Raw genomic sequence first — 23996 nt, forward strand, 5'->3', positions numbered from 1 at the left:
GGGTGGGCCGAGTTCGCCGAGGGCGCGCAGGGCGGCTTCCTCGCCGATGCGCCATTTGGCGGACTTCACGAACTGGAACACACCGATCGGCCAGCCCTGGTTCCAGGAGTTGACCCGCGTACCCCGAGCAACCGGGGGTGAAGTCCGCGCACCCGAACGACGAGGTCGGCGTTTCACGACCCTGTGCCGCTTCTCTTACGAGAAGTCCGATTTTCTTTTCCGCCAACCCCACAGAATTGTTTACCTGCTTGAAAGGTTCCTGCCGTTATTCCGGTAGCGGTCTGGGGTTTGCGCGTACCAGGAGGGACTCGTGTAGATTGCCAGGAGAGTCCTATATTGGTCCACAGGCAAGCTCCATGCGGGGAATGCGATGGCACGGACAGACTCGCCCCGAAATGTTCCACCGAACGATTTGGCGGACATGATCAATGTCGCCGAGGTGTGCCAGGCTACCCGAGCGCTGGGGCCAGGGTTACGTGCCGTCGTCTGGGTGCAGGGATGTCCTTTCCGCTGCCGTGAGTGCGTCTCCCCGGAATGGCTGGAGTACCGTCCGGCGACCATGTTTCACCCCGGGGAACTCGCGCGCCGCCTGCTGTCACAACCCGATGTCACGGGATTCACCTTCTCCGGCGGAGAGCCGATGACACAGGCTAAAGGCCTCGCGGCGACAATTCGGACCGCCAGGCAGCAGCGGGACTTATCGCTGATCTGCTTCTCTGGTTACACATTGGCGGAACTTCACGGCGAGCGGCGACCGGACGGAGCCGAGGAGCTTCTCAGCGAAGTCGACGTCTTGATCGACGGCCGTTACCGGCCCGCCCTCAACGACGGCAGAGGGTTGCGCGGCAGCGCCAATCAACGTGTTCACCATCTGACCCGGCGACTCCGCGACAGTGACTACGACTTCGAAGGGCGACCGCGCGAGGCGGAGATCCAGCTGAGCGATTCCGTGCTCCGGCTGGTCGGGGTCCCGCCGCTCGGGCTGCTGCCCGCGCTTGATCATGTGTGGCCCGCCCGGGTCGCACCGAACGAGGGAGATCGATGAGCGGCGACAAGCGGTACAGACTCCGGGAATCCGAGTGGGTGGGCCTGACCTCCAGCGTCGCGGGCCTGCAACGTTCCTACGACACGTTGTCCCAGCGGGTGAGCGACCTGCGGGCCGAGACCCAACGGAAGATCAAAGCGGTGGAGACCCGGTTGCAGTCACAGATCAACGCGGTGCACGCCGAGTTCGACAAGCGCGTCGGGCGGGTCGAAGCCGACGTCCGCGAGATCAAGCAGGACAAGGCCAGAGCCGCCGCCGCGGCGGCCATCTGGATCGAAGGCGCGGTGAAGATTCGCGACGCGGTCGCGGGGCTGCCGCTGGAGCGGATCGCGACCGCCGACCTGACGCCGCTCAGCCAGCCCGACCACGCGCTCAGCCTGGCGAGGGAGAGCATCGCCACCAACTGGCCCGAAGCCGCCCTCTCCACCGCGCAGTCCGCATACCGGGAGCTGACCACGCTCCAGGTCAAGGCGGAGGCGCGGCTCGCCGAGTGGCAGGTGCAGCGCGAGGCCGCGCTGGACGCGCTCACCGCGGTGGCCACGTTCTGCCGGGAGAACGCCAGCTACCAGCTCAAAGACGAGCACGGTGCGCCGATCGGCGCGCCCTTCGAGGTCGACGGCTGGGTGGCTGGCACGTTCGGCAAACTCCGCGCGGCGGTCGACACGCTGCTGGCCGAGATCGCGGACGATCGCCGGGCTCCCGGCAGGGCCCGCCTGGACGCCATCCTCGCCAACGACATCCCCGAGCTGGGCACGACCGCACGTGACCTGGTGGAAACGGCCATCCGCCGGGTGGTGGCCGCCGAACGCCGGGCGGAGCGGATGGCCGACATCGCCGAGCAGCTGCTCACTCAGGGCTACGGCTACGTGGAAGGCGGCTTCGTCGACAACGACTACCAAGGGACATACGTCGGCATTCTGGAGAATGTGGCGGGTGACCGGATCGTGGTCTCGCTGGTGCCCGACGAGCATGATCCCAATTCCGTGGAAATGCTGCTGAACAGCTACGAGGACGGCAGCTCCGACGAGATCCGCATCCAGCGGGCCGAAGCGCTCGTCGAATACCTGAACGACCAGGGCACCAGCGTCGAACGGCTGCCATCACGCGACGAGGGCACCGGCCGGCGCAGGCCAGAACCGGGTCTGGGCTAGGCGCAGGTGGCAGCCTCGGTGAAGCCGTGGTCGACCGCCCGGCTGGCGAACGCGATCAACCTCGATTCGGGCGACGCCCTCTACATCCTGTGCGGCCCGGGCGTTCAGGATCGATTCGTCTGCGCCGACTACCGGGAACGTTCCCTGGAGACCGCACTGTGGGAGCACTTGCGCGACTCCGGCTTCGAACGCGTCGCCTTCAGCCGCCACGGCGATCCGCTCTACTTCATGGACGAGGCCTCGGCCGAGTCGGCCGTCCCCGGTGGCACAGCCTCCCGGGCCGGCCGCGCCGCCGCCGGTCAGTCCGGGCCGCTGGGCGGCGGTCTGCCAGGTGGTACGGCTTCCCGGGCCGGTCGTGATGCCGTCGGTCAGTCCGGACCGCTCGGCGGCGGTTTGTCGGGTAGTGCGGCTTCCCGGGCCGGCGTCGGTCAGTCCGGGCCGTTGGGTGGGGGTCTGCCGGCGAGATCGGCCCCGCCCCGCCGCCCGCCGCGCATGCTGGATCTGAGCCTGGTCCAGACGCTCAACGCCTTCATGCGGGACACGTCCGTGCGGAGCGCGGTCGTCATCCTGTGGACGGAGGACTATCTGCGGCACCTCCAGCCCGCGGCGCATCGGGAACTCGCCGACTACCTGGGCGAGTGGGCGCGCAGCGCGGCCTCGCAGCGCAATGTCTGCGTCCTCGTCTTCGCCGCGCCCAATCTCACCGATGCCATCAGGAAAGTGGTCGATGTCCGCGACACCGATGTCCTGGTGTCATTCCTTGAGCGGCAGCGCGTACGCAGAGGCCGCCGGAGCGTCGGCACGGTCGGCCTCGCCGAGCGTTCGGAGATGGCCAGGCTCGTGCAGGTGGCGCGGCTGCGCCATGGGCTCGCCGTGGACTGGCCGAACCTGGACCGCCTGATCGCGGCGATGGCGGCCCGGCCGGGAGAGACCGTGCGGAACTGGCACGCCGCGCTGACCCGGATCGCCAGTCGAGGGGATGCGCTCACCGGCGAGATCCTCAAGGCGGAGCAGCTCATCGACGGCCTGCCGAGCGGCCTGAGTCCCTGGCAGGAACTCGACAAGCTGGTCGGCATGGAGCCGTTGCGGGAGCGGCTGGAGCTGTTCCGGGCCGTCGCCCGCGAGCCTGACGGCGATTCGGCGGGACAGGCGGAGACGTTGCACCTGGCGTTCGTCGGCAATCCCGGCACCGGCAAGACCACCGCGGCCAGGCTCGTCGGCGAGATCTACCGGGACTTCGGCCTGCTGGAACGCGGCCACCTCCATGCCGTGCGAGGCTCCGAGATCGTGGCGCCGTATCTCGGCAACACGGTGGCCATGACCGACGCGGCCGTGGACAACGCCCTCGACGGGGTGCTGTTCATCGACGAGGCGTACGCGATCGCGAACACCCGCGAATACGGTCCGGAGGCGATCAACGAGCTGGTGCTCCGAATGGAGGATGAACGGCATCGCCTTGCCGTGATCGTCGCGGGATACACCGAGGACATGAACATGTTCCTGGCCTCCAACGCCGGTCTCATCAGCCGGTTCAGCAGGCAGAACATCATCGAATTCCCCGACTACACGCCTGAGCAGCTGGTGGAGATCGCGCACGGCATGCTGGCCGAGCGCAATCTGACGATCTCTCCCGAGCTTGAGCCCCTCCTCGCCGAGCACATCCGCCGGATGTACGACCGCCGTAACCCGAAGACCTGGGGCAACGCCCGCGAGATGCGCGAGCTGGCCAGCCATCTGGCCGCGCGCTGGGCGTTGCGCACCAAGCGGAACCGGGCCGAGCCGTTGCGACCCGGAGACCTCCCGGAGGAGGCCGCATGATGGTCGCCTGTCCGGTCTGCCGGTTTCCGAGCCCGCCCGCGACCGCGGCCGAGCTGGCTTGCGCCGAATGCGCGTGGCTTCTCACGGGGCCGTATCTGGCGGGGGAACCGTCCGAGGCCGAACTGGCCGCGTTCGAGGAGAAGCTGATCGGGGCGCGCAGGCAGCGTGACGTGCTTGCCGCGCAACGGGTGTTCCAGCTCTGCGAGATCACTGACGCGGACCTGGCTGAGGCGGTGATGGGCCAGGTCAGGGGCGGCCCTCCGGAAGACGACGAGTTGAGCCGCCTGGCCAGGTTGGCGTGGGCGGAGCTACCGGCGGACGGCGGGCCCGCCCCGGCGGATACCTCCGGCGTCGCGGGCGTCGTCGCCGACCTGGCCGGTGGCGCCTTGAGCGCGGTGACCTTCGTGGAGCTCTCGCCTGACACGCTCTGTGGCGTTGACCTGGCAGTAGACGAGTTGGGGGCGGTGGGTCAGGTCACGCCCGGGTGGCAGCTGTCCTGGGCGGAGCTCGCGCCCGCTCTCCCGGCCGACGCGCCGATCCGGCACTTCTTCCTCGCGGGTGGAGTGGGCAACCTGCCCGCGATCGATGTCGACGCGCTGGGCGACCTGGCCGCCGAGCGGATCCCGGCCGGTTCCGGCCTGGTCCTGATCCAGCGCACTCCAGGCTGGCCCGTCCTGGAGGCGATCACCCGCAGGATCCGGCTCAAGCATCGTGTCCTGGCGGAGGTCCTGGCCGTTCCCCGGCCGTTTCCCGGGGTGCCGTTCGCGGAGACCATCCGGGAGATCGTCGCGCGCAGCCCGCTCCGGTACCCGTACCACCTCGTGGTGGCCCGCGCCGAGCCGGGCACCGGCGAGTACGACCCGGTCACGATCCGGCTCTTTCCCGCCGGGCAGCGCGGCAACGGCGAGGTCAGGACGGCGGAGGTCGACATTCTGACCCCGCCGGTTCCGGTGCCCGCCGTCACCCTGCCGATCGTGATCGCCCCGGCCGGCGATCCGGCCGGGTGGCGGCTCGTCCGGGCGGTGCGGGTGCCCGTACCCGCGCCCGACAGCCTGATGCGGGTACGCGTCGAGTTGCCGGAGCCCGGCCACCCCCGGGTGGTCGCCCCCAGCGAGCCCGTGGACGACCGGCGCGGCTGGGAGCAGCTGCGGCGCGCGTTGCCCCGCCGGCTGAGCGCACCCCGCGTGATCGACCTGGTCTGCGCGGTCGAACTCGGCGGCAACTCCGGCGACGTCGTCGCCGCGCGGGTCACCCGGCTCGGTGACCTGGTGACGGCCGCGCTGGGCGATCACCCGGGCCGCGACGTCCTGAAGGTCGGCGTGCTGTCCTACGCCGACCACCCGCTCAGCCAGCGACGGCATCGGGGGCCGTCCACCGACCCGGTCGTCTCGGTCCCGCTCAGCGAACCTGCGGCGGCCATGAAGACCCTGCGAGGGCTCCGCGCGAGCTCGGGGGTGGCGCACGCGTACGCCACCGCTCTCGAGGACGCGCTGAAAGCGCTGACCACCTACCGGTGGCGGCCGGGCAGTCACCGGGTCGCGGTCTTCGCGGGCGCCAGACCCGCGCATCGCGCGGCGGGCAGCCCGGCCGACGGCGTGGCGAGCTGCCCGATCGACTGGTCGGAACAGGTGCGGAAGCTGCGCGACCAGGGCGTCCGGTGTGTCGCGATCGTGGAGCCCACCCAATGGGAGGGCCTCTACGCGGCGGCCGCGACCAGGCACGCCGATCGGGTCTGGGCGGCTCTTGCGGGCGACGCGGTGTTCGGGCCCGGCGATTTCGGCGCACCGGCCGCCCTGCACGCGGCGGGGTTGTCGCTCTCGGAGGCCGACCGGGGCTTCCCGTTCGCGCTCGCCGCGGGAAAGGAACATGATCATGGCTGATCCGGTCACGATCGGCTTGTGGGGCGCGCCTCGCAGCGGGAAATCGACGGTGTTGTCCTGTCTGCGCATCGCCGCGCACGCCCGCGGGTGGAGGATCAACGGGGTTGGCGCGGACGCGGCCGAAGCGGAGCGTTTTCTCGCCGAACACACGAACATGCTCGACCAGGATGGGTTGTTCCCCGAACCGACAGATATGGCGCGGCCGCTCAGCTGGGAATTCCACCCTCCCGCCGGACCTGGTTTCACCGTTTCGCTGCAGGACGTGCCCGGCGGCTGGTTCAAAGGCTCATCGATCGCCTCGGACTCGACGGCCTCAAACTCCTGGGACTCAGCCGCCAGCGTGAAGAGCACGCCCGGCGGGCCGACGATGACGCAGAAAGAGGTGGACGAAGCCCGGGACAAGTTCGTCGAACACCTCGCCGCGTGCAACGGGTTGCTCTACATCTACGATCCGGTTCGCGAAAGGGAGGTGGGTGATTCGTACACCTTCCTGCAGGAAACGCTGGGCCTCGTCGCGCAGAAGGTGGAATCTCAACGGCTGGTCGACGGCAGCAAGCTGCCCCACGCCGTCGCGGTGTGCGTGACCAAATTCGACGATCCGATCGTGTTCCACCAGGCCCGCAGGGGGATGTGGGGCACGCAGTCCGATGACGGCGACCGCATGCCGATCGTGAAGGATTCGCTGGCGCCGCTGTTCTTCGAGTGGCTGAGCCGCCAGCCCAACCAGGACAGCGCACGTAAGGTGCGGGAGGCCCTCGTGGCGCACTTCGACAACACAAGGATCGCCTATTTCGTCACCTCGGCGATCGGCTTCGCGCTCGACGAACATGGTGATTTCGATCCCTCCGACTTCGACAACATCACGCCCGCCTCCGACGGCCCGCCTCGGATCGCCGACCAGATTCGCCCGATCAACGTGCTTGAACCGTTCCTGTGGCTGGCTGAGCGGATCAGAGCCGGATCGCTAGGTGCGCCATGACCTCGGTGAACGCCGGCTGGGCGCTCTACACCAAGGTGCCCGGCGACTGGGACGAGGCGAGCGTGCGCGCCAGTGGTGGGCCGGAGAGCCACGAGGGGCTCACCGCGCTGGTGCGCGCGGCCATGCCGGGCAAACCCCGGACGGCCGCCGGTGACCAGCCGCAACTGCCCTGGGCGACCTTCTTCTGCTTCGAGGATGAGCACGAGTGGCTGAGCGTCTCGCTGCTGGAGTCGTCGAATGAAGTGGACGGGACCAGGGCGCGCATCACTCCGGTGCGGTTCTACTGCATGCCGTACCAGGAGATCGCGCCGCTGCGCGCCGGATACGCCGGCTTGTACGCCGCCGTGGCGGCGGTGCCGCTGCCGTCGGCGGACGGCCCGCCGCTGACGCTGGTTCCGGAGCCGATGGATCTGGGGCGCGTCGCCCAGCTGATCGACGGCCTTGGTCTTCGCTGGGTCGCCTCGGTCGCGTCGATGCTGCTTGAGGCACGGGTGTGCGTCGTGGAGGGCGCGCAGGCCCGTACGCTCACGGAACGGCTCGACTGCCTGGACGCGATCGCCGCGCTGCTGCCCTACGGTTACCGGGCCCGCCTGAACGCCGCCGGGTGGACCGACAACGCCGTCCCGCATCGGATCCGCCTGTCGTTCAGCACCCGTCCGGGAAACGACATGGTTCCGGTCGAGCCCGGGTCGGACGGGGCCGAGCCCCAGGGGGAGCCCGCGCGCCGGTATCTCGCCGACCTGCTCGCCGCCGGGGAGGAGGCCGGCACCCTCGACATCGTCACCCACCTGGCCGATGACCGGCGGCCCTACGACCTCGCCGATCCGGCGGCGGCGCTGGCCGCCGTCCAGCTGCTCGGGCAGGTCACCCCCGTCCTGAGGTCCTATCGCAGCGGCGGGCGGCCCCGCGGGTGGGCGTCCCGCCTCCGGCCCGGCAGGGCGGCGAGCGGCGATCGGGTGTCCCTGGCCCCCGATCTGGTCCGCGCGGCGATCCACTCCGGCGATCAGGAGGAGCGGGACCTGGTGGATCGCCACTGGGATGCCACCACCCACCAGCTCATCGCCGAGGCGATCGCGGACAGCCCGGAACTGCCGCTCCCCGCGTTCATCGACCTGGCGGACCGGCACGGGGACCTGGACCGGATGCTGGCGATCGTCGTACGCCGGACCGCGAGCGTCGAGGTGCTGCTGAGCTGCGACGCCCCCGGCCCGCAAGCCCTGCCCCAGACCCGCGAGGCGGTGCTGGCGGGACCGGTCGACGCCCTGCTCGAACGGCTCGCCTTCGGCCAGGTGCCCAGGTCCGCCGCCTGGCTGTCGTGGCTGACCGCCGGGAACACACCCGGATGGCTGTCCCCGCTGCGCGGCCTCCGGACTCCCACCCCCACCGACGTGCGCGCCATGCTCGATCACGGCCCGGCTGGGCTGGTGCTCTTGATCGAGCGAACGCCGGACCTGCCCACGCTGCTCCCGGCGGTCTGGCCGTTGCTCATCCACCCAGCGGTCCTTCCGGAAACCGCCCGCGTCCGGATCGCCGGCATCTTCACCGCCAGAAGCGACAGGCCTTGGTGCGACCTGGCGCTCCTGGTTCTCGGCCGTACGCCCGTGCTCCCCGACCGGGTGGACCGGTCGTCGGCCGAGCAGTATCTGAACACGCTGACGGGCCTGTGGCACGACAAGGTCTTCGACGAGATCCGGCCGCGGCTGGCCGCCCAGCTGATCGACGAGTTACTCGCCCGCTCGGGGAAATGGGCCAAGGCGCTGCCCCACGTGACCGACGACGTCCTCCTGCGGGAGCTGGACAGCCGGGACAACACCGCCTGGCTCGACGATCCGAGCATCGACCCCTCGTATTGGAGCACGAAGGGCGCGTCTCTCGGCAAGTCTCATCGGAAGTGGCTGCGGAAGGCGCTCGGGCGCGATCCCGAACCGCTGGAGGCGGCGTCCCGCTGCGCGGAGGCGATCACCCATGGCATGCCGGAGACCGAGGTTCTCCCGTTGCTGGCCGCCTGGCCCCGGGTGAACCGGATGGAGGAACTCGACGAGCTTCTGTGGCGGCTGGCGTTCCAGCTGGACGCGGCGGCCTGGTGGGATCACTACATCCGGTTCGCCGACCTGGTGTGGTCGGGCGTGCTCGGCTCGGAGACGGCGACCGGCTACCTCGACTGGCTGCTGGCCAAGGCCCCGGGTGAGCTGGCGGACGCCGGGCGCAAGCTCCACTTCTACCATCAGGTCCTGCTCAGAGCGGCGGCGCGCGGATGAACCTCGGCGTGGATCTCGGCACCTCCTACACCAAGCTGGCCACCTGCTCCGGTGACCGGCGCGCGGAGGCCGTACGGCTGGAAGTGGCGGAGCCGGACGGCGTGATCCCGGTCGCGGTGGCGTACGGCGGCGGGGAGGCCGTCGTCGGCCGGTCCGCGTTCGCTGCGGTCACCCGCCCGGCCACGACGCTGCACGAGCACTTCACGCCGCGGCTCGACCGGGTGCCCGGCGGTTCACCCCCGGTCAGGACCCCGGCGGCGGTGACGCGCGACTACGTCGACGGGATCCTGCGTTCGGCGCGGACGAGCGGGACGATCCGCCGGCTGGACACCCTGGTGGTGGCGGTCCCGCCCCGATGGCTGGCCACCGGGCCTCCCGCCGAGCTGCTGCGCGTGATCTTGACCGAGGATCTGGGCCTCAGCCGGGTGCGCCTCATCGGGCAGCACGTCGCCGCGGCCACCTACCTGGCCCAGCGCCACGAGGGCGGGCACCTGGTGCTCTGCGACGTCGGCGCCTGCCGCGTCACCGTGACCCTGTGCGCGGTCGACGGCCAGACCGTACGAGTGATCGACTCGACCGGAAGCGACGACGAGCATCCGGCCGATCACGCCGGGCTGGAGATCGAGGCGGCGCTCGCCGACTCGGTCCCCCTGCGGCGGGCGCTCACCGACGCGCTCTACCACCGGCGCAGCCCCAGCTGGCTGGCCGAGGTCCTCGACGACCGGCACCAGCCGACACACGCGGACGTCGCGCTCTACGCCGACGACCACCACCGGGTGGAGGTCGCGCGGGCGCTGGCCGCGACCCGGCCGCTGATCGACCTCATCGGGCACACGATCGCCCGCTTCCGCGCCCGCAACCCCGGCCTCCAGCCGGGCGGCGCGTGGCGGCTGGCCGTGCTCGGCGGCGCCAGCCTGTTCCCGCCGGTGCGCGCGGCCGTGCACCAGGCCTTCGGCATCGCCACCGGCACCCGGCTCGGCCTGCTGCTCGACCTGTCGGCCGAGGAGGTCATGTACGCCACCGCGATGGGCGCCGCCTTCGTGGCCGAGGGCCTCGCGGAACCGGGCGACCGCTTCCCGCACCGCGTCACGCTGCCGGCCCGCCGCGTCCAGGACGGCCGGCTGCGGGCCGCCCACCTGATGGTCGCCGGGCCAGGCGAGCTGCGCGCGGGCGCCCTGGACCCGATGTTCGCGGCGGCCCCGATCAGGTTCCTCCCCGACGGCCTGCCCCTCCTGCTGGACGTGCATCGCGGCGACGAGCCCGAGCGGATCACCGTGCCCCATCACGCCCGTCCGGAGTCCGGCGATTTCGACGTCGGGCTCCTGATGGCCGGAGACGGGGTCCTCCACCTGGTCTTCAGGCCGATCGGCGACGCCCAGGACCGGCCACCGTATCCGCTCGGCGACCTACGGGAGAAAGCATGACCCGCGACGAACTCAAATCCCTGCTGGCCGGCGAGGATCCGGACGCCGTGCCGCGCGTCCTGCACGCCACGCTGCGGTGGGTGACGCAGGTGATGGCGGAGACCGCGAGCCGCGACGAGACCGCCGCGATCCGCCTGATCCGGCAGCTGACCGACGCCCTGGAGCCGGTCGCGTCCTTCTCCGCCGCGCTGCCGGGCCTGGCGGACACGGCGTTCGCCGGGCGCACCGCCGTCGCGGCGATCTCCGAAGCCCAGGCCGACCTGGCCCAGGCGCGTGCCACCCTCGCCCATCTGGGCCAGGAGATGGACCGGCTGCGGCAGGTCAAGGAGGCGACGCTGGAACAGGCCGCCCAGGCCGAACGGCTGCGCGCCGAGGTCGCGGAGCACCAGCGCCTGCGCCAGCTCGCCAACGCGCTCCCCGGCCTCCTCGCCGCCAGGGACGCGCTCACCGCGTACCGGCTGGAGGAGGTCGAGAAAGCCGAGACGGAACTCGAATCGGCGGCGGGTGACTTCGCCGTGCGGGTGCTGCCTTACCTCGATGACCTGCGGGCGCGTACCCGCGACGCGATCGCCGAAGCCGATCAGCTCGCGGTGACGCTGGCGGGCCTGCGGCGCGAGCGGCGGGAGGCGCAGGACCGGTGCGGGGAGCTCGCCGCCGAGGTCGAGACCGAGCAGGCCGGGATCGACGACGCGTCCCAGCGGTACCAGCGGCTCAAGGACGAGCTGAGCCTCCTGCTGGAACCCCGGCGGCGCTACGCCGCCGCCGACCTCGCCGTCGTCAACGCGCTGACGAACGTGTCCGGCGCGGTCCCGGGCGTGGATCTGGTGCCGGGCGTCGACTCGGTGCGGCTGGCGCTGGAGAAGATCGACCAGGACCTGGCCGCCGTCGACGCCGACCTCGCCCGCGCGCTCGCCGAACACGAGAGCGTCTACGACGACGCCCATCGCGTCCGGCGGCTGAACGACGACAGGGAACCCCTCAGATGAGCGCGGCAGGCCGGTTACTCGCGACGCTCGCCCTGTGCGGGCTGCCGCTGCTGGGTGGTACGGCGGCGAGCGCGGACCCGTCATCCCTCTACGAGGCCATCGACGTGGACCAGCAGGTGCCCGCGCTCTACGTCGTCATGGTCGACGTGTCCGGATCGATGGCCCGCGACAACCTGTACGGCAGGGTCAAGGACGCCGTGACCGCGTTCGTCGGCGCGCTGGACCCGGCCGACCAGGTCTACGTGTTCGCCTTCGACCAGACGGCACGCCCGTGCGGCAGCGGCCCCCTGCCCGCCGAGCGGCGGGACGAGATCCTGCGCTGCCTGCCGCCTCCGCCGCCGACGGGCGCCGACACCAACCTGGGTCAGGCGCTGTACGAGGCCGTCGGCGTACTCGAGAAGAGCGCGGAACCGGTGGCCGCGCTCGTCCTGATCAGCGACGGCGAGCACGACCCGGCCGACGGGAGCAGGTATCCCCGGACGGGCATCGCCACCGACCCGGACTGGTCCGATCTGGAAGACCGGGCCGCCGCCCTGACCAAGGTGACCGCGTACGCGATGGAGCTGCGGGCCAGCAACGGCGCGACGACCCTCGGATACGTGTTCCCGCATCCGCAGATCCTGGAGGCCGGCAGCCCGGAACTGATCCGGCCCCTGCTCGACCGGCCCAAGGCCGACGCGCGGGCGGCGAAGGCGCGCCTCCTGCTGGTCCCCGACCTCGCCAAGGGCGCCTCCGTCCAGTGGCCGGCTGGGGAGCCGCGGCTGGACTACGCGGCGGGGCGGGCCGAGGTGAACCTGACCGTGACCTCGGAGGTAGGACACCTGCCGGTGCAACTGGAAGACCTGCGACTGGAGTCCACCGGCCTGCCGGTCAAGGCCGACGGCCTGCCGGAGCGGCTCGATCTCGCCGCCTGCCGGGACCAGCCGTGCCCGCTGCGCCTGCGGCTCAGCTGGGCCGCCCCGCCGGGCAGCCCGCCGCCGGGCGGCACGCTGCGGCTGACCGGCCGGGTGACGTCGCCGTTTGAGGCGGAGCTGCGGGAGATCGACGTCCCCCTGGACTCACCCCTGACCAGCGCGCCGGTCCGGTTCACGGTGACCGCTCCCGCGCCGGAATCGCGCGCGCCCGCGATCGCCGTCGCCATGGTGGCTACGCTGCTCCTGCTGGGGGCCGCGCTGGCGGCCGCCCTCTGGCTCCGGCGCAATCCCGCCCTGCGCGGCAGCCTCTCGGCGTCGATCGTGATCAACGACGAGGGCGGCACCAAGGACACGGGCGTAGCCCAGCTGTCCGGGCGGCGACACCGCCTCGCCTTGAATCTGCCCGGCAAGGGCACCGTGCACCTCGCGCAGGGCTGGTATGTGATCACCTACTCGCCGGACGGGTCCGAACTCCGGACGGACACCGGCCGGTGCCCGCCCGGCGGCAGCGTCATCGTGAACGGGGTGCTGTTCCGGCATCGGCTCGCCGAGCACGACAAGGAGCGGTCCGGGGATTCCGGCCTCGGTGTGGACGAACCCGTACAGAGCGGGCAGTTCTGAGGAGGGGAATCGACTCGTGCTCGGCCTCCGGTCCTTCACCCGATCGATCACCATGATGCGCGTGCTCAGGAAGGCGGGCCGGCTGGCCATGGCGGACGAGCCGGACGAGGCACTCGCCCGGCTTTCCACGGTGGCAAGAATTACCGACGACGACTACGGTTCCGAACGTCTCGCCCCGAAGCTGGCGGCGTATCTGGACGGCCTGCCGGACGAACTGTCCACCACCTACGTGCTCATGCTGTCGGGCGCGCTCGGGATGCGCCGCCGCACGAGAGAAGCGCTGCATGTCGTCGAAGCGTTCCTGGGGCTGGAGCGGGGCGACTACGCCGACCCGGCGGGGCTCACCCGGAAACTCCACCTCCGGCTGAACCCCATGGCGGCCGACCTGCGGGCGTCCCTCGTCTGCACGCTCTTCGGCAGCCTGGGGGTGCTCAGCCGGGAATCGGAGAGCTCCGCCCTGCTCGGCGCCGACCTGAACCTCGACCCGGCGGCGGCCGACCGGACCGCGGACTTCGAGGCGAAGCTGATCGCCCGCCTCAGCGGGCTCTCGCCCGACGCGGCCCTGATGTATTTCAACGTGGTGGGCATGAGCCTGGACGGGCTCGGGGTGGGCTCGGCCGGGGTCACCGCCCTGGAGCGCTACCTCGACCTGCGGTCCGCCGACTACGAGTCACCCGAACGGCTCGCCGCCAAACTCCAACCTTGGCTCGGCAGCCTGGGCTCGCCCATCACGGGCCTCATCGCCCTGGCCGGACTGGCCGCGCTCCTCGCGGAAGCCGACGCGGAGGAGCGGGCCCTCGCACTCCTGGAGTGGTACGTCGGCGTCGAACCCGCCGACTATCAGGACCCCCGCGAACTGGGCCGCAAATGGCGCACCTTCTGCGCGGACCACCCGGAGGACATCGGCCCCACGACCTGGCGGATCTGGGGCGGCGTCCTGTCCGGCGCAGGACGGTTCGACGACGCCCTGGCCCTGATCGAGGCCGACAGCGGCCTGCGGCTCGCCGACCTGGACGACCCCGGACGTTTCGGCCCGAAGCTCGAGCATCGCCTCGCCCAAGCCCAGGTGGACACGCGCGCGGCCTACCTCTTCTCCCTCGTCGACGACCTGACCAGGATCGGCCATCCCGATCCCGCGACCCTGATCGCCGAGTGGTTCCTGCGCGGGTACGAGAACTTCTGGCGGGTCCCCAGCGCGGGCGATCCCGGCGTCGTGCACGTGATCCCGCTCCTGGTCCGCTGGCTGGAGGCGGCCTCGCTCGCGCGGCCCGACCTCGCCTGGAGGTTCTGCGAGCAGGGTGTCCTCTACCTGCGCCACAGCCTGGTGATGACGGAGATGCAGCTGGCCGACCGGCGCGAGTTCATCAGGTATGTGGAGCGGCTGCGCCGGGAGGTCCTCCAGGTCGGAGACCGGTGGAGCGGCCAGGGCCCGCTGTCCCCCGCCGACGAGGCCCATGCCCTCCAGGCCCAGCTGTGGGACGCGGAACTGGGTCAGCGCCTGCTGTTCGAAGGGTTCCTCATCGCCTCCATCGAACCCATCCCGCGCGCGGACGCGCCCGAAGACCGCTGGCCGCTCGCCGCGGCCGAACCGGCCGATCTCGGCACCCACCTGCCCGACCCGGCCGCGTGCCGGGAGGAGGACATGTTCCGCCTGCTGCGCTGGCGGGCGGCCCGGCCCGCTCCCGCCCCGCCGGATCCGGCCGTGCGCGCGGGAGATCCGGCCGCCGAGGGGTGGCTACGCGAGGCCGAGTCGATCGTCCGCGGCGGGGTGACGGAGTCCGTGCTCGCCGCGACGCTGGGCGCGAACGGGCTGCTGGTGCGGGCGGGCTTCCGCGCCGACCAGGCCCTGGTGTGGGCGGCGTTACGGCGTCGCGATGGTGACGACGGTGTACGCGTGGTCGCGGCCGGGACCGGAGCGCCTGGGGACCTGTGGCGGTTGCGGTGGGCGTCCTTCCGCCACGATATGCGCCTTCTCATGGCCGCGACTCCGCTGCGCCTGGAGGTGGAAGGCCGCGTGCTGAGCCCCGCCGAGATGCTCATCGAGGTCCTGGCGGAAGCGCTCGGCACCATGACAGCCGCCCTGGACCGCGCGGCGGCGGCCGATGGAGCCGCGGCGGACTGGCTGACCGGGATCACCCCCGTCCTGGCCGAACTCGACGGGCCGAAGTCGACGATCGCGGCGGACGAGCAGCTCGGCAGCCGCCTGCACACCCTCCTGACCGGCGCCTCCCCGTTCACCGAGCGGGACTGGCTGAACGCGACGCGGACCGAGCTCGGCAGGCTCGCGGCGATCGTCACCCGCTACCGGGAAACCCGCTTCGCCTCAGCGCGGGCGGCGCTGGACGAGATCGACGACGTCACCCGTTCCTATCTGGCCGACGTGGCGGAGATCTGGTCATTGGACCAGCTCACCGACCGGCTCCGCGCTGACGACGATCTCGTGTTCCAGCTGGAGGACTCACTCCAGTCCGTCCCGATCGCCCACTACCCGCTCCACGGCGGAGCGGCGCTCCACACCCGCGTCCGCTCCACCCGGATCTCCCTGTCGGTCCTGATGACGATCATGCAAGGGCAGCTGGAGGAGAGCTTCGAAACCACCGCCGACCGCATCCTGGCCCTTTCCTACTTCGAACCGTCCCTCGACGCCGAAGACGCGGCGAGCTACGCGAAATGGCTGCACCACGGCCAGCGCTGGCTGGCCCGCCGGTCTGCCGCCGATCCCATGACCTGCCTCAACGCCGCGGAAGCACCCGTGGGCGCCGCCGGTTCGATGCGGGCCGCGCTGGAGGCGTACCAGGGATTCCAGACCGTCACCGTGTGCGGGCACGGCAGCGCGGACGGGGCCGGGATCGAACTCTCCGACGGGCTCTGGCAGGGCGACGGCTGCGACTGGCGCGCGGTCAACCTGCTGATCCTGGTCAGCTGCTCGGTCGGCAGGCTCACCCAGACCGAGGACCAGGACGTCGAAGGACTGTGCGTACGGCTCGCGCTGCACCGGGCCCGGGCCGTGCTGGCCTGCCGCTGGCCGGTGATCGCACCGCAGGCGATCGCCTTCGCCAACGAGGTGGTGGCCCAGTACCTCGCCCTCCGGCAGGAACCGGGCGACGCCACCCGGGCGAACCTGCGCGCGCGTGCGGTCAACGCCGCCCGCCGCCGTTTCCTCAAAGCAGACGGAACCCGGATGGAAGACGAAATCGTACGCCTCAATACGGTCGCCGCGTTCGAACTCTACGGGCTGGGATAACAGACATGGAACCAGATGAATCCGGCCGGTTGACGCTGTTCTCCTTCGACCGGCACGGCGTGCTGCGCGACGAGCACGGCCTGCTGGGAAACGTGATCGCGGCCCTCCAGCGCACCACGAAACCGATCACCGACGTGTTCATTCTCAGCCACGGCTGGCTGAACGACCACGCCCAGGCCCAGGCCCTGTACGGCGACTGGATTCGCGCCATGGCCGACTATGCCCACGTCCGCCAGGCCGAGATCCAGGCGCGGCGCCCCGGATTCCGCCCGCTCCTGCTGGGCGTCCACTGGCCGAGCGCGCCCTGGGAGAACCCCCGCACACTCGTGTCGCTCGACCAGAAGGTGGCCTTCTTCACCGACCTCATCGGCGACCGGTCGGCCGCCGACGACCTGGGCCCGTTGCTCGAGGACGCCCAGGCGAACCCCGATCCCGACACGCTGTCGGCTCAGAACGAGGATCGGTTACACCGCATCGACGAGAAATCCGGCCTGCGCAAGGACCAGGTCGGCGCCCTGCCCGGCGACGACCGCGGCGACTTCGACGCCGGCCGGATCTTCGCCGATTACAAGCGCACCTGGCGCGACGCCGTCGGCGACGAGCCGTTGCGGTCGGCGCTGTCCCCGCTCTGGGTGACGAGCTTCTGGAAGATGAAACGCCGGGCCCTGGACGTCGGCGGGCTCGGCGTCCACACCCTGCTGAAGACCCTGCAGGCGGCGGACGAATCACACCAGGTCCGCTTCCACCTGGCCGGGCACAGCTTCGGCGGGATCGTCATGTCCGCCGCCCTGCAAGGACCTCCCGGCGGCCAGCCGCTGGCCAGGCCCGCCCATTCGCTGGCTCTGCTCCAGGGCGCCCTGTCCCACTGGTCGTTCGCCCGCCGCATCCCCGACACCGAACGATCGGGCTATTTCCATCCCGTCATCGCCGCGAATCTGGTGTCCGGGCCGATGGTCGTCACCCGCTCGGCCCACGACCGGGCGCTCGGCTGGTTCTACCGCATGGCCGCCACGCTCACCCGGGACGTCCATCTGAACCGCCGGGCCAAACGTCTCCCCCACTACGGCGCGATCGGCACGTACGGGCTGGCGGGCCTGACGGACGCGCCCCTCGACCTGGTCGTCCGGCCGGGTCAGTTGCGCTACCGGCTGGAACCCGGCCGCCGCTACAACGTCGACGGCAGCGCGGTGATCGTCAGCAGTAGTTTCTCCGTCCAGGGCGGGCACTCCAACCTCGTCCACCCCGAGCTGGCCGCGGTCATCTGGGAGGCGGCGACCACCAAGCCGGCGTAGCACTCACCGGGCAGGTGCTTGTCGGCGAACCGGCGGGCGGTCCGCATCCGGTGCGCCCGGGCGTAGTCCGCTATGCCGCTGACGCCCGTAGCCGGAGCGTGGCGAAGGTCCGCAGCGGTCTTGTGGCGGGACACAAAGACGATGGCCGGAATGTTGCGGCACCACCCGAAGACGCGCTCACCACGGCCCTGCGACCTTTGTGGGCATACCGGCGTGAGGAGTGCAAATGGCCGTGGAACAGGCTCGAGATCAGGGCGCGGGGCGGCCCTTCCGGCCGCAGATCCCGGCGTCCCTCGCGTACGCGCTGCACGCGGTCCTCGCCTCCAACCCGGCCTACCGGTGGCTGGCCGCGTTCCTCGAGCGCCATCCGAGGCTCTACCGGTGGTTCACCACGGGCGAGCGGGTCACCAAGGAGCGGCTGTTCGGCTGCCGGATGTGCGGTCAGTGCGCGCTGCCGGTGACCGGCTACGCGTGCCCGATGACCTGCCCCAAGCAGCTGCGCAACGGGCCATGCGGCGGCGTCTCGCCGGACGGCGCCTGCGAGGTCGACCGCACGCTGCGGTGCGTGTGGGTCACGGCCTGGGACCGGGCGGAGAGCGCGGGCCACGGCGCTGACCTCGACCTCCTCCAGCGGCCGGTCGACAACCGGCAGTGGTCGCGGAGCTCGTGGGTGAACTACTGGCAGGGCCGCGACGAGGGCCTCGCGGTCGCGTTCACCGGCGCCGACCCGCGCCCGGCCATAGCGGCCGGCTCCGCGCGGGCGGGCCGATGAGCGGCGGGCTGCGGGCCGCGCTCGCGTCGGACCGGTTCGTGGTGACGGCCGAGATCGGGCCGCCGCGCGACGCCGATCCGGACGCGATCGCCCGCAAGGCCGCCGCGCTGCGCGGCTGGGTGGACGCCGCGAACGTGACCGACAACCAGGGCGCCAGCGTCCGCATGTCGAGCCTGGCCGGCAGCGTCCTCGTCCAGCGCGCCGGCGTCGACCCGGTCATGCAGCTGACCTGCCGGGACCGCAACCGCATCGCGCTGCAGTCGGACCTGATCGGGGCCGCGGCCCTCGGCATCCGCAACGTGCTGCTGCTCACCGGCGACCATCCCACGCTCGGCGACCACCCGGACGCCAAGCCCGTCTTCGACCTCGACGGCGTCCAGCTCGTCTGGACCGCGCGCACGCTGCGCGACGACGGCACGTTGCTATCCGGCAAGCCGCTCGCGACCCGGCCCTCATGGCTGATCGGCACGGTCGAGAACCCGTTCGCCCCGCCGGCGGCGCTGCGCGCCCGGCGGCTCGCCAAGAAGGTCGCCGCGGGCGCCGAATTCGTCCAGACGCAGTACGTCTTCGACGTGGCCGCCTTCGCAGGCTGGGTAGCCCGGCTGCGCGAGGAGGGCGTCACCGAGCGGTGCGCGGTGATCGCGGGCGTCGGCCCCATCCGGTCACTGCGCATGCTGGCGTTCCTGACCGGCTCGGTGCCCGGCGTGCACGTGCCCGCGGAGCTGGAGCGCCGCCTGCGCGGGGTGCCGGAACACCGGGTGGCGGAGGAGGGCCTCAACGCCTGCGTCGAGACGATCCAGGCCCTGGTCGAGATTCCCGGCGTGCGCGGCGTGCACCTGATGGTCTTCGGCCACGACGACGAGGTTCCCGACATCGTGCGCCGGGCCGGCATCCGCCCGGCGGTCGCGGCTCTCCAGGAAGGGCGACAGTGATGTTGATTGATTTCCGGCCGCACGCGAGGTTGCGGGCCGACAAGCCGGTCGACCTGGTGGCCTCGGTCGCCCCGGTCGTCGCGGCGCTGGTCGACTCCGGGTGGGACCTCGCCCGGGTGCGGGTGGTGTGCGACTGGGTGCAGTACCGGGAGAACTTCCGCGACGTCGTCGACGCGAGGCCCATCCTGTCCGCCCCGGGCCGGGGAACCGTGCCCACACCGGCGGGGATCCGCCAGGAGGACCTGGAGGTCGCCGTCGACGTGCGGCGCGGCGGCGAGGTCGCGCTGGGCGGCCTGGCCGCCGCCTGCCTGCGGGGCGGGTCCGGCGAGCGGGCCTACCTGGAGGACTGGGGGCTCGGCTCGGCCGGCTGCGTCTGGGCCTTCAACGCCCTCTACTGGACCGCGCTGGAACTGTGGGAGAAGGCGTCCGGACGCGGCTACGAGCAGGCGCTGCCGGGCGGCGAGAGCGACGCGCGCAACCTGGACTCCGCCCGCGGCGTGATCAACGACCTCTTCGACGTCTGGGACTCGCTGGCGAGCTCGGCGGCGCTGCCGGAGGAGCTGGTCGTCGTCGAGCTCGGCGTCGGCAACGGGCACCAGGCCAAGGTCTTCCTCGACGAGTTCCGCCGGGCCGACCAGGCCCGCGGCGGCGACTACTACCGGCGCCTGCACTACCTCATGTGCGACTACTCCCAGCACGTCCTCGACCTGGCCGGGGAGACCGTCGCCGACCACGCCGGCCGCGTCAGCTCCGTCACCCTCGACGCGACGCGCCCGCTGACCTCGCTGGGCTTCCTCAAGTACAAGGTGTTCCTCGTCTACGTGTCCAACGTGTACGACAACCTGCCGACCGACGAGGTGGCCCAGATCGGCGGCCGCACGTACGGCGTCGAGACCCGCGCCTACCTGCCCGCGCCCGCGGCGGCCACGCTGGCGGACTCGGTCTCCGCCACGCCGGACCAGGTCCCCGCCCTGGTGCACAAGCTGCTCCGGCTCGGCCCGCAGCTGCTGACCGACGCCGCCCCGGCGCACTTCCCCGACGTGGACACCGCGGTCGCGTTCTGGCGGCAGGCCTGGTCGATGCTGCGCCTGGAGGAGCGGTACGCGCCGCTGGCCGGTCTCGACCAGTACGCCGTCACCGGACAGTTCACCGGGGAGGCGCTCCGGCCGTTGCTCGAGTCGGGGGCGGACGTCCGCATGCACGTCAGCAACGGCGCGGTGGCCAGCTTCGCCGACAGCCTCATGCTGCTCCACCCGTACGGCCGGCTCATCTGCCACGACCTCTTCGTCACCGGCGTCGAGGGCTACCGCAGCCAGTTCCGCGGCCCAGGCAAGTACGACGGGTCGGTCGTGAACTGGGTCAACGGCCCCCTGCTCGCGCACGTCGGGCGGCGCAAGGGCTTCGACGTGCACTACGAGCCCTTCCGGCACCGGTCGGCGGGCAACATCATCACGATGACCGCGCAGGCGAGGGACTGAACCATGGCGAGAGGAACGGTCCGCGCCCGCGTGCCGGTGCTGCCGACGACGGTAGTGGGCAGCTACCCCGTGCCGGACTGGCTGGAGCGGCTCAAGACCGACTACTTCCGGGGCCGGATGAGCTACAGCCAGCTGCAGGACGTGCACGACATGGCCATCAAGGCCGCCCTGCGCGACCAGGAGCTCGCCGGGATCGACATCGTCTCCGACGGCGAGCTGCGCCGGGACAACGACATCGACTACACGCTGGCCCGGATGCCCGGCGTCGAGATCCCGGAGACGGCCAAGGACTTCTACTTCGACTACTACGAGGCGAAGGTCGCCGCGCTCCCCGAGCCGGCCGGGCCGTCGCCGCTGGGCCTGGCCGCGGACTACGCGTTCACCTCGGCCCAGACCGCGGCGCCGATCAAGTTCTCGTTCACCGGCCCGTTCTCGCTCTCCTGCCGGGCGCACGACCTCGGTCCGGTCGGCCGGCGGGACTTCGTCATGGCGATGGCCGCCGTACTCAACGCCGAAGCGCGGGCGCTGGCGGAGCTGGGCGCGGAGCTGCTCCAGATCGACGAGCCGTTCCTCGCCGGTCACACCGACCAGGCCGGGCTGGCGGTGGACGCGATCAACGTGGTCACCGCCGGGGTGGACGTCACCTGGGCGCTGCACGTCTGCTACGGCAACCGGTACGCCCGCCCGTCCTGGGAAGGGCACTACGACTTCCTCTTCCCTGAGGTCCTGCGCGCCGACATCGACCAGCTGGTCCTCGAGTTCGCCCGCAAGGGCGACGACGACCTGGCCATCATCGAGAAGTTCGGCTGGCCAGGCGACCTGGGGCTGGGCGTCGTGGACGTGAAGACCGACCACGTGGAGTCGCCCGACCTCGTCGCGACCCGCATCCGCCGCGCCCTGCGGCACATCCCGGCCGACCGGCTGATGATCAACCCCGACTGCGGGCTGCGCAATGTGACCGGCGCGATCGCCCGGGCGAAGCTGGCCGCGATGGCCCGCGGGGCGCGGATCGTCCGGGACGAGCTGCCACCGATCACCCACTCCGAAGGAGCCACGTCATGAAGGATTTCCTCTTCACCTCAGAGTCGGTGACCGAGGGTCACCCGGACAAGGTCGCCGACGCGATCTCCGACGCGGTGCTGGACGCCGCGCTGGAGGCCGACCCGCTGTCGCGGGTGGCCTGCGAGACCCTGGTCACCACCGGCATGGTCGTGCTCGCCGGTGAGATCACCACACCGAGGCAGCTCGACTACGCGCGCATCGTCCGCGACACGGTCAACCGCATCGGCTACGACGACGGCGCCTACGGGTTTGACGGCAATCACTGCGCGGTGCTGGTCGCGCTGGACCGGCAGTCCCCGGACATCGCCCAGGGCGTCGACCGGGCCCACGAGCACCGCGAAGGCCTGTCCGACGACGCGTTCGACCGGGTGGGCGCCGGCGACCAGGGCATGATGTTCGGCTACGCCTGCGACGACACGCCCGAGCTCATGCCGATGCCGATCACGCTCGCCCACCGCCTGGCCCACCGCCTGGCGCACACCCGCACCACGCGGGCGGTCGGCTACCTCCGGCCGGACGGCAAGACGCAGGTGACGATCCGCTACCGCGACGGCCTCCCCGTCGGGATCGAGCGGGTCCTCATCTCGACCCAGCACGCCGAGGACGCCACGGCCGACCGGATCCGCGAGGACATGTGGCACCACGTCGTCGTGCCCGTCCTGCCCGCCGATCTGTACGACGCCGGCGAGCTGCACCGAAGCCTCCTGGTCAACCCGACCGGCCGGTTCGTCATCGGCGGACCGGTGGGCGACGCCGGCCTGACCGGACGCAAGATCATCATCGACACGTACGGCGGTTTCGCCCGCCACGGCGGGGGCGCGTTCTCCGGCAAGGATCCGTCCAAGGTGGACCGCTCCGCCGCGTACGCCGCCCGGTACGTCGCCAAGAACGTCGTCGCCGCCGGTCTCGCGCGGCGTGCCGAGGTGCAGGTCGCCTACGCGATCGGGGTGGCCAGGCCAGTCTCCCTGCTGATCGACACCTTCGGCACCGAGCGCGTGGACCCCGCCCTGATCGACAACCTGGTCACCGACTGCTTCGACCTGCGTCCCGCCGCGTTCCGCAGCTACCTCGACCTGCACCGGCCCATCTACCAGGCGACCTCGTCCTACGGCCACTTCGGCCGTACCGACGTGGACCTCCCGTGGGAGCGCACCGACCGCGCCGACGAGCTGCGGGTGGCCGCCGGTCTTACCGCCGACGCCACCCCGTCGATGGTCTGAGCCCGGCATGTCGATCACTGTCTCCGAGCAGCCCCTCGCCCCGGCCGGATCCGCCGTCTCCGACGACATCGGGCGCCTGGTCGTCTCCTGCCAGGACGGGCCCGGCATCGTGGCCCTCATCAGCGCGTTCCTCTACCGGCACGGCGCGAACATCCTCCAGTCGGACCAGTTCTCCACCGGATCCAGGGGCGGGCGGTTCATGCTGCGCACCGAGTTCCACTTGGACCGCGTCAGCGAGCGCCTGCCCCTGCTGGAGCGCCAGTTCGAGTTCGAGGTGGCCCGGCGCCTGCGCGCCAGGTTCCGGGTGCGCTCGGCGGCGACGCCCACCCGGGTCGCGATCTTCGTCTCCCGGCACGACCACTGCCTGCTCGACCTGCTGTGGCGGGCCCGCCGCGGCGAGCTGCCGATCGAGGTCGTCACCGTGGTCTCCAACCATCCCGACCTGGAGCGGGACGTCGCCGGGTTCGGCACGCCGTTCACGCACATCCCGGTCACGCCGCGGACGAAGCCGGAAGCCGAGCAGGCCCAGCTCGACGCGATCGCGGGGAAGGTCGATCTGGTGGTGCTCGCCCGGTACATGCAGATCCTGTCCGCGGACTTCCTCGACGAGGTCGGCGTCCCGGTGATCAACATCCACCACTCGTTCCTGCCGGCGTTCGCCGGCGCCAGCCCGTACGAGCGGGCCAAGCAGCGCGGGGTCAAGCTCATCGGCGCGACGGCCCACTACGCCACGGAGGACCTGGACGAGGGCCCGATCATCGAGCAGGACGTCGTCCGCGTGTCGCACCGGGCCGGCGTGGGCGACCTGGTCCGCCGCGGCGCCGACATCGAGAGGGCCGTGCTCGCCCGGGCGGTCGACTGGCACTGCGCCGACCGCGTGTTCGTCGACGGGTCCACCACCATCGTCTTCTGACCGCCTC

The 23996-nt window shown here is 71.4% G+C and carries 17 protein-coding genes; all 17 read left to right on the forward strand.

What is annotated here, in order from left to right:
* Positions 1-421: 421 nt before the first annotated feature.
* The 17 genes from Amac_RS27085 (at position 422) to purU (ending at position 23989) form a co-directional block, all read left to right on the forward strand.
* Positions 422-1045 carry a 4Fe-4S single cluster domain-containing protein gene (locus Amac_RS27085; RefSeq protein WP_155357226.1) on the forward strand — a complete coding sequence of 208 codons (624 nt, stop codon included), beginning with the start codon at positions 422-424 and terminating at the stop codon, positions 1043-1045.
* Positions 1042-2196: a hypothetical protein gene (locus tag Amac_RS27090; RefSeq protein WP_155357227.1), complete on the forward strand. Its 1155-nt coding sequence runs from the start codon at positions 1042-1044 to the stop codon at positions 2194-2196. Before Amac_RS27085 ends, Amac_RS27090 begins: the two co-directional genes overlap by 4 nt.
* Positions 2197-2214: 18 nt before the next feature.
* Positions 2215-4014: an AAA family ATPase gene (locus Amac_RS27095; protein ID WP_155357228.1), complete on the forward strand. Its 1800-nt coding sequence runs from the start codon at positions 2215-2217 to the stop codon at positions 4012-4014.
* Entirely contained in the window at positions 4011-5894 is a 1884-nt protein-coding gene (locus Amac_RS27100; protein ID WP_155357229.1) for a hypothetical protein, read from the forward strand. Before Amac_RS27095 ends, Amac_RS27100 begins: the two co-directional genes overlap by 4 nt.
* On the forward strand, positions 5887-6873 hold the full coding sequence (locus Amac_RS27105; RefSeq protein ID WP_155357230.1) for a hypothetical protein: 987 nt from the start codon (positions 5887-5889) through the stop codon (positions 6871-6873). The genes Amac_RS27100 and Amac_RS27105 overlap by 8 nt, the downstream gene beginning before the upstream one ends.
* A complete protein-coding gene (locus Amac_RS27110) occupies positions 6870-9131 on the forward strand; it encodes a hypothetical protein (protein WP_155357231.1) in 2262 nt (753 codons plus the stop codon). The genes Amac_RS27105 and Amac_RS27110 overlap by 4 nt, the downstream gene beginning before the upstream one ends.
* The gene (locus tag Amac_RS27115; protein ID WP_155357232.1) at positions 9128-10555 is read left to right on the forward strand and encodes an acetate and sugar kinases/Hsc70/actin family protein; all 1428 of its coding nucleotides are present in this window, start codon (positions 9128-9130) and stop codon (positions 10553-10555) included. Before Amac_RS27110 ends, Amac_RS27115 begins: the two co-directional genes overlap by 4 nt.
* Positions 10552-11541, forward strand: coding sequence for a coiled-coil domain-containing protein (locus Amac_RS27120; protein ID WP_155357233.1), 990 nt, complete (start codon positions 10552-10554; stop codon positions 11539-11541). Before Amac_RS27115 ends, Amac_RS27120 begins: the two co-directional genes overlap by 4 nt.
* Positions 11538-13076 (forward strand): vWA domain-containing protein, encoded by a 1539-nt coding sequence (locus tag Amac_RS27125; RefSeq protein ID WP_155357234.1) that lies wholly within the window; start codon positions 11538-11540, stop codon positions 13074-13076. Before Amac_RS27120 ends, Amac_RS27125 begins: the two co-directional genes overlap by 4 nt.
* 16 nt (positions 13077-13092) lie before the next feature.
* Positions 13093-16320: a hypothetical protein gene (locus Amac_RS27130; protein ID WP_155357235.1), complete on the forward strand. Its 3228-nt coding sequence runs from the start codon at positions 13093-13095 to the stop codon at positions 16318-16320.
* 5 nt (positions 16321-16325) lie between these two features.
* On the forward strand, positions 16326-17612 hold the full coding sequence (locus Amac_RS27135) for a hypothetical protein (RefSeq protein ID WP_155357236.1): 1287 nt from the start codon (positions 16326-16328) through the stop codon (positions 17610-17612).
* Between the two features lie 226 nt (positions 17613-17838).
* On the forward strand, positions 17839-18384 hold the full coding sequence (locus Amac_RS27140; protein WP_155357237.1) for a methylenetetrahydrofolate reductase C-terminal domain-containing protein: 546 nt from the start codon (positions 17839-17841) through the stop codon (positions 18382-18384).
* On the forward strand, positions 18381-19316 hold the full coding sequence (locus tag Amac_RS27145) for a methylenetetrahydrofolate reductase (RefSeq protein ID WP_155357238.1): 936 nt from the start codon (positions 18381-18383) through the stop codon (positions 19314-19316). The genes Amac_RS27140 and Amac_RS27145 overlap by 4 nt, the downstream gene beginning before the upstream one ends.
* Entirely contained in the window at positions 19316-20794 is a 1479-nt protein-coding gene (locus Amac_RS27150; protein WP_155357239.1) for a hypothetical protein, read from the forward strand. The genes Amac_RS27145 and Amac_RS27150 overlap by 1 nt, the downstream gene beginning before the upstream one ends.
* A gap of 3 nt (positions 20795-20797) precedes the next feature.
* Positions 20798-21856 (forward strand): uroporphyrinogen decarboxylase/cobalamine-independent methonine synthase family protein, encoded by a 1059-nt coding sequence (locus Amac_RS27155; protein WP_155357240.1) that lies wholly within the window; start codon positions 20798-20800, stop codon positions 21854-21856.
* Positions 21853-23076, forward strand: a complete 1224-nt coding sequence (gene metK, locus Amac_RS27160) for a methionine adenosyltransferase (RefSeq protein WP_155357241.1) — start codon at positions 21853-21855, stop codon at positions 23074-23076. Before Amac_RS27155 ends, metK begins: the two co-directional genes overlap by 4 nt.
* Before the next feature lie 7 nt (positions 23077-23083).
* Complete coding sequence (gene purU / locus Amac_RS27165) at positions 23084-23989, forward strand: formyltetrahydrofolate deformylase (protein ID WP_155357242.1); 906 nt, start codon at positions 23084-23086, stop codon at positions 23987-23989.
* The last annotated feature ends 7 nt before the right edge of the window (positions 23990-23996 follow it).

The sequence above is a fragment of the Acrocarpospora macrocephala genome (assembly GCF_009687865.1).
GTDB lineage: Bacteria > Actinomycetota > Actinomycetes > Streptosporangiales > Streptosporangiaceae > Acrocarpospora > Acrocarpospora macrocephala.

Bases quoted from the DNA above. Each gene is read 5' to 3' on its own strand.
- Amac_RS27115 (WP_155357232.1), top strand. From the start codon at position 9,128: ATGAACCTCGGCGTGGATCTCGGCACCTCCTACACCAAGCTGGCCACC.
- Amac_RS27090 (WP_155357227.1), top strand. From the start codon at position 1,042: ATGAGCGGCGACAAGCGGTACAGACTCCGGGAATCCGAGTGGGTGGGC.
- Amac_RS27140 (WP_155357237.1), top strand. From the start codon at position 17,839: ATGGCCGTGGAACAGGCTCGAGATCAGGGCGCGGGGCGGCCCTTCCGG.
- Amac_RS27110 (WP_155357231.1), top strand. From the start codon at position 6,870: ATGACCTCGGTGAACGCCGGCTGGGCGCTCTACACCAAGGTGCCCGGC.
- Amac_RS27135 (WP_155357236.1), top strand. From the start codon at position 16,326: ATGGAACCAGATGAATCCGGCCGGTTGACGCTGTTCTCCTTCGACCGG.
- Amac_RS27155 (WP_155357240.1), top strand. From the start codon at position 20,798: ATGGCGAGAGGAACGGTCCGCGCCCGCGTGCCGGTGCTGCCGACGACG.
- metK (WP_155357241.1), top strand. From the start codon at position 21,853: ATGAAGGATTTCCTCTTCACCTCAGAGTCGGTGACCGAGGGTCACCCG.
- purU (WP_155357242.1), top strand. From the start codon at position 23,084: ATGTCGATCACTGTCTCCGAGCAGCCCCTCGCCCCGGCCGGATCCGCC.
- Amac_RS27150 (WP_155357239.1), top strand. From the start codon at position 19,316: ATGTTGATTGATTTCCGGCCGCACGCGAGGTTGCGGGCCGACAAGCCG.
- Amac_RS27085 (WP_155357226.1), top strand. From the start codon at position 422: ATGATCAATGTCGCCGAGGTGTGCCAGGCTACCCGAGCGCTGGGGCCA.
- Amac_RS27105 (WP_155357230.1), top strand. From the start codon at position 5,887: ATGGCTGATCCGGTCACGATCGGCTTGTGGGGCGCGCCTCGCAGCGGG.
- Amac_RS27145 (WP_155357238.1), top strand. From the start codon at position 18,381: ATGAGCGGCGGGCTGCGGGCCGCGCTCGCGTCGGACCGGTTCGTGGTG.
- Amac_RS27120 (WP_155357233.1), top strand. From the start codon at position 10,552: ATGACCCGCGACGAACTCAAATCCCTGCTGGCCGGCGAGGATCCGGAC.
- Amac_RS27100 (WP_155357229.1), top strand. From the start codon at position 4,011: ATGATGGTCGCCTGTCCGGTCTGCCGGTTTCCGAGCCCGCCCGCGACC.
- Amac_RS27125 (WP_155357234.1), top strand. From the start codon at position 11,538: ATGAGCGCGGCAGGCCGGTTACTCGCGACGCTCGCCCTGTGCGGGCTG.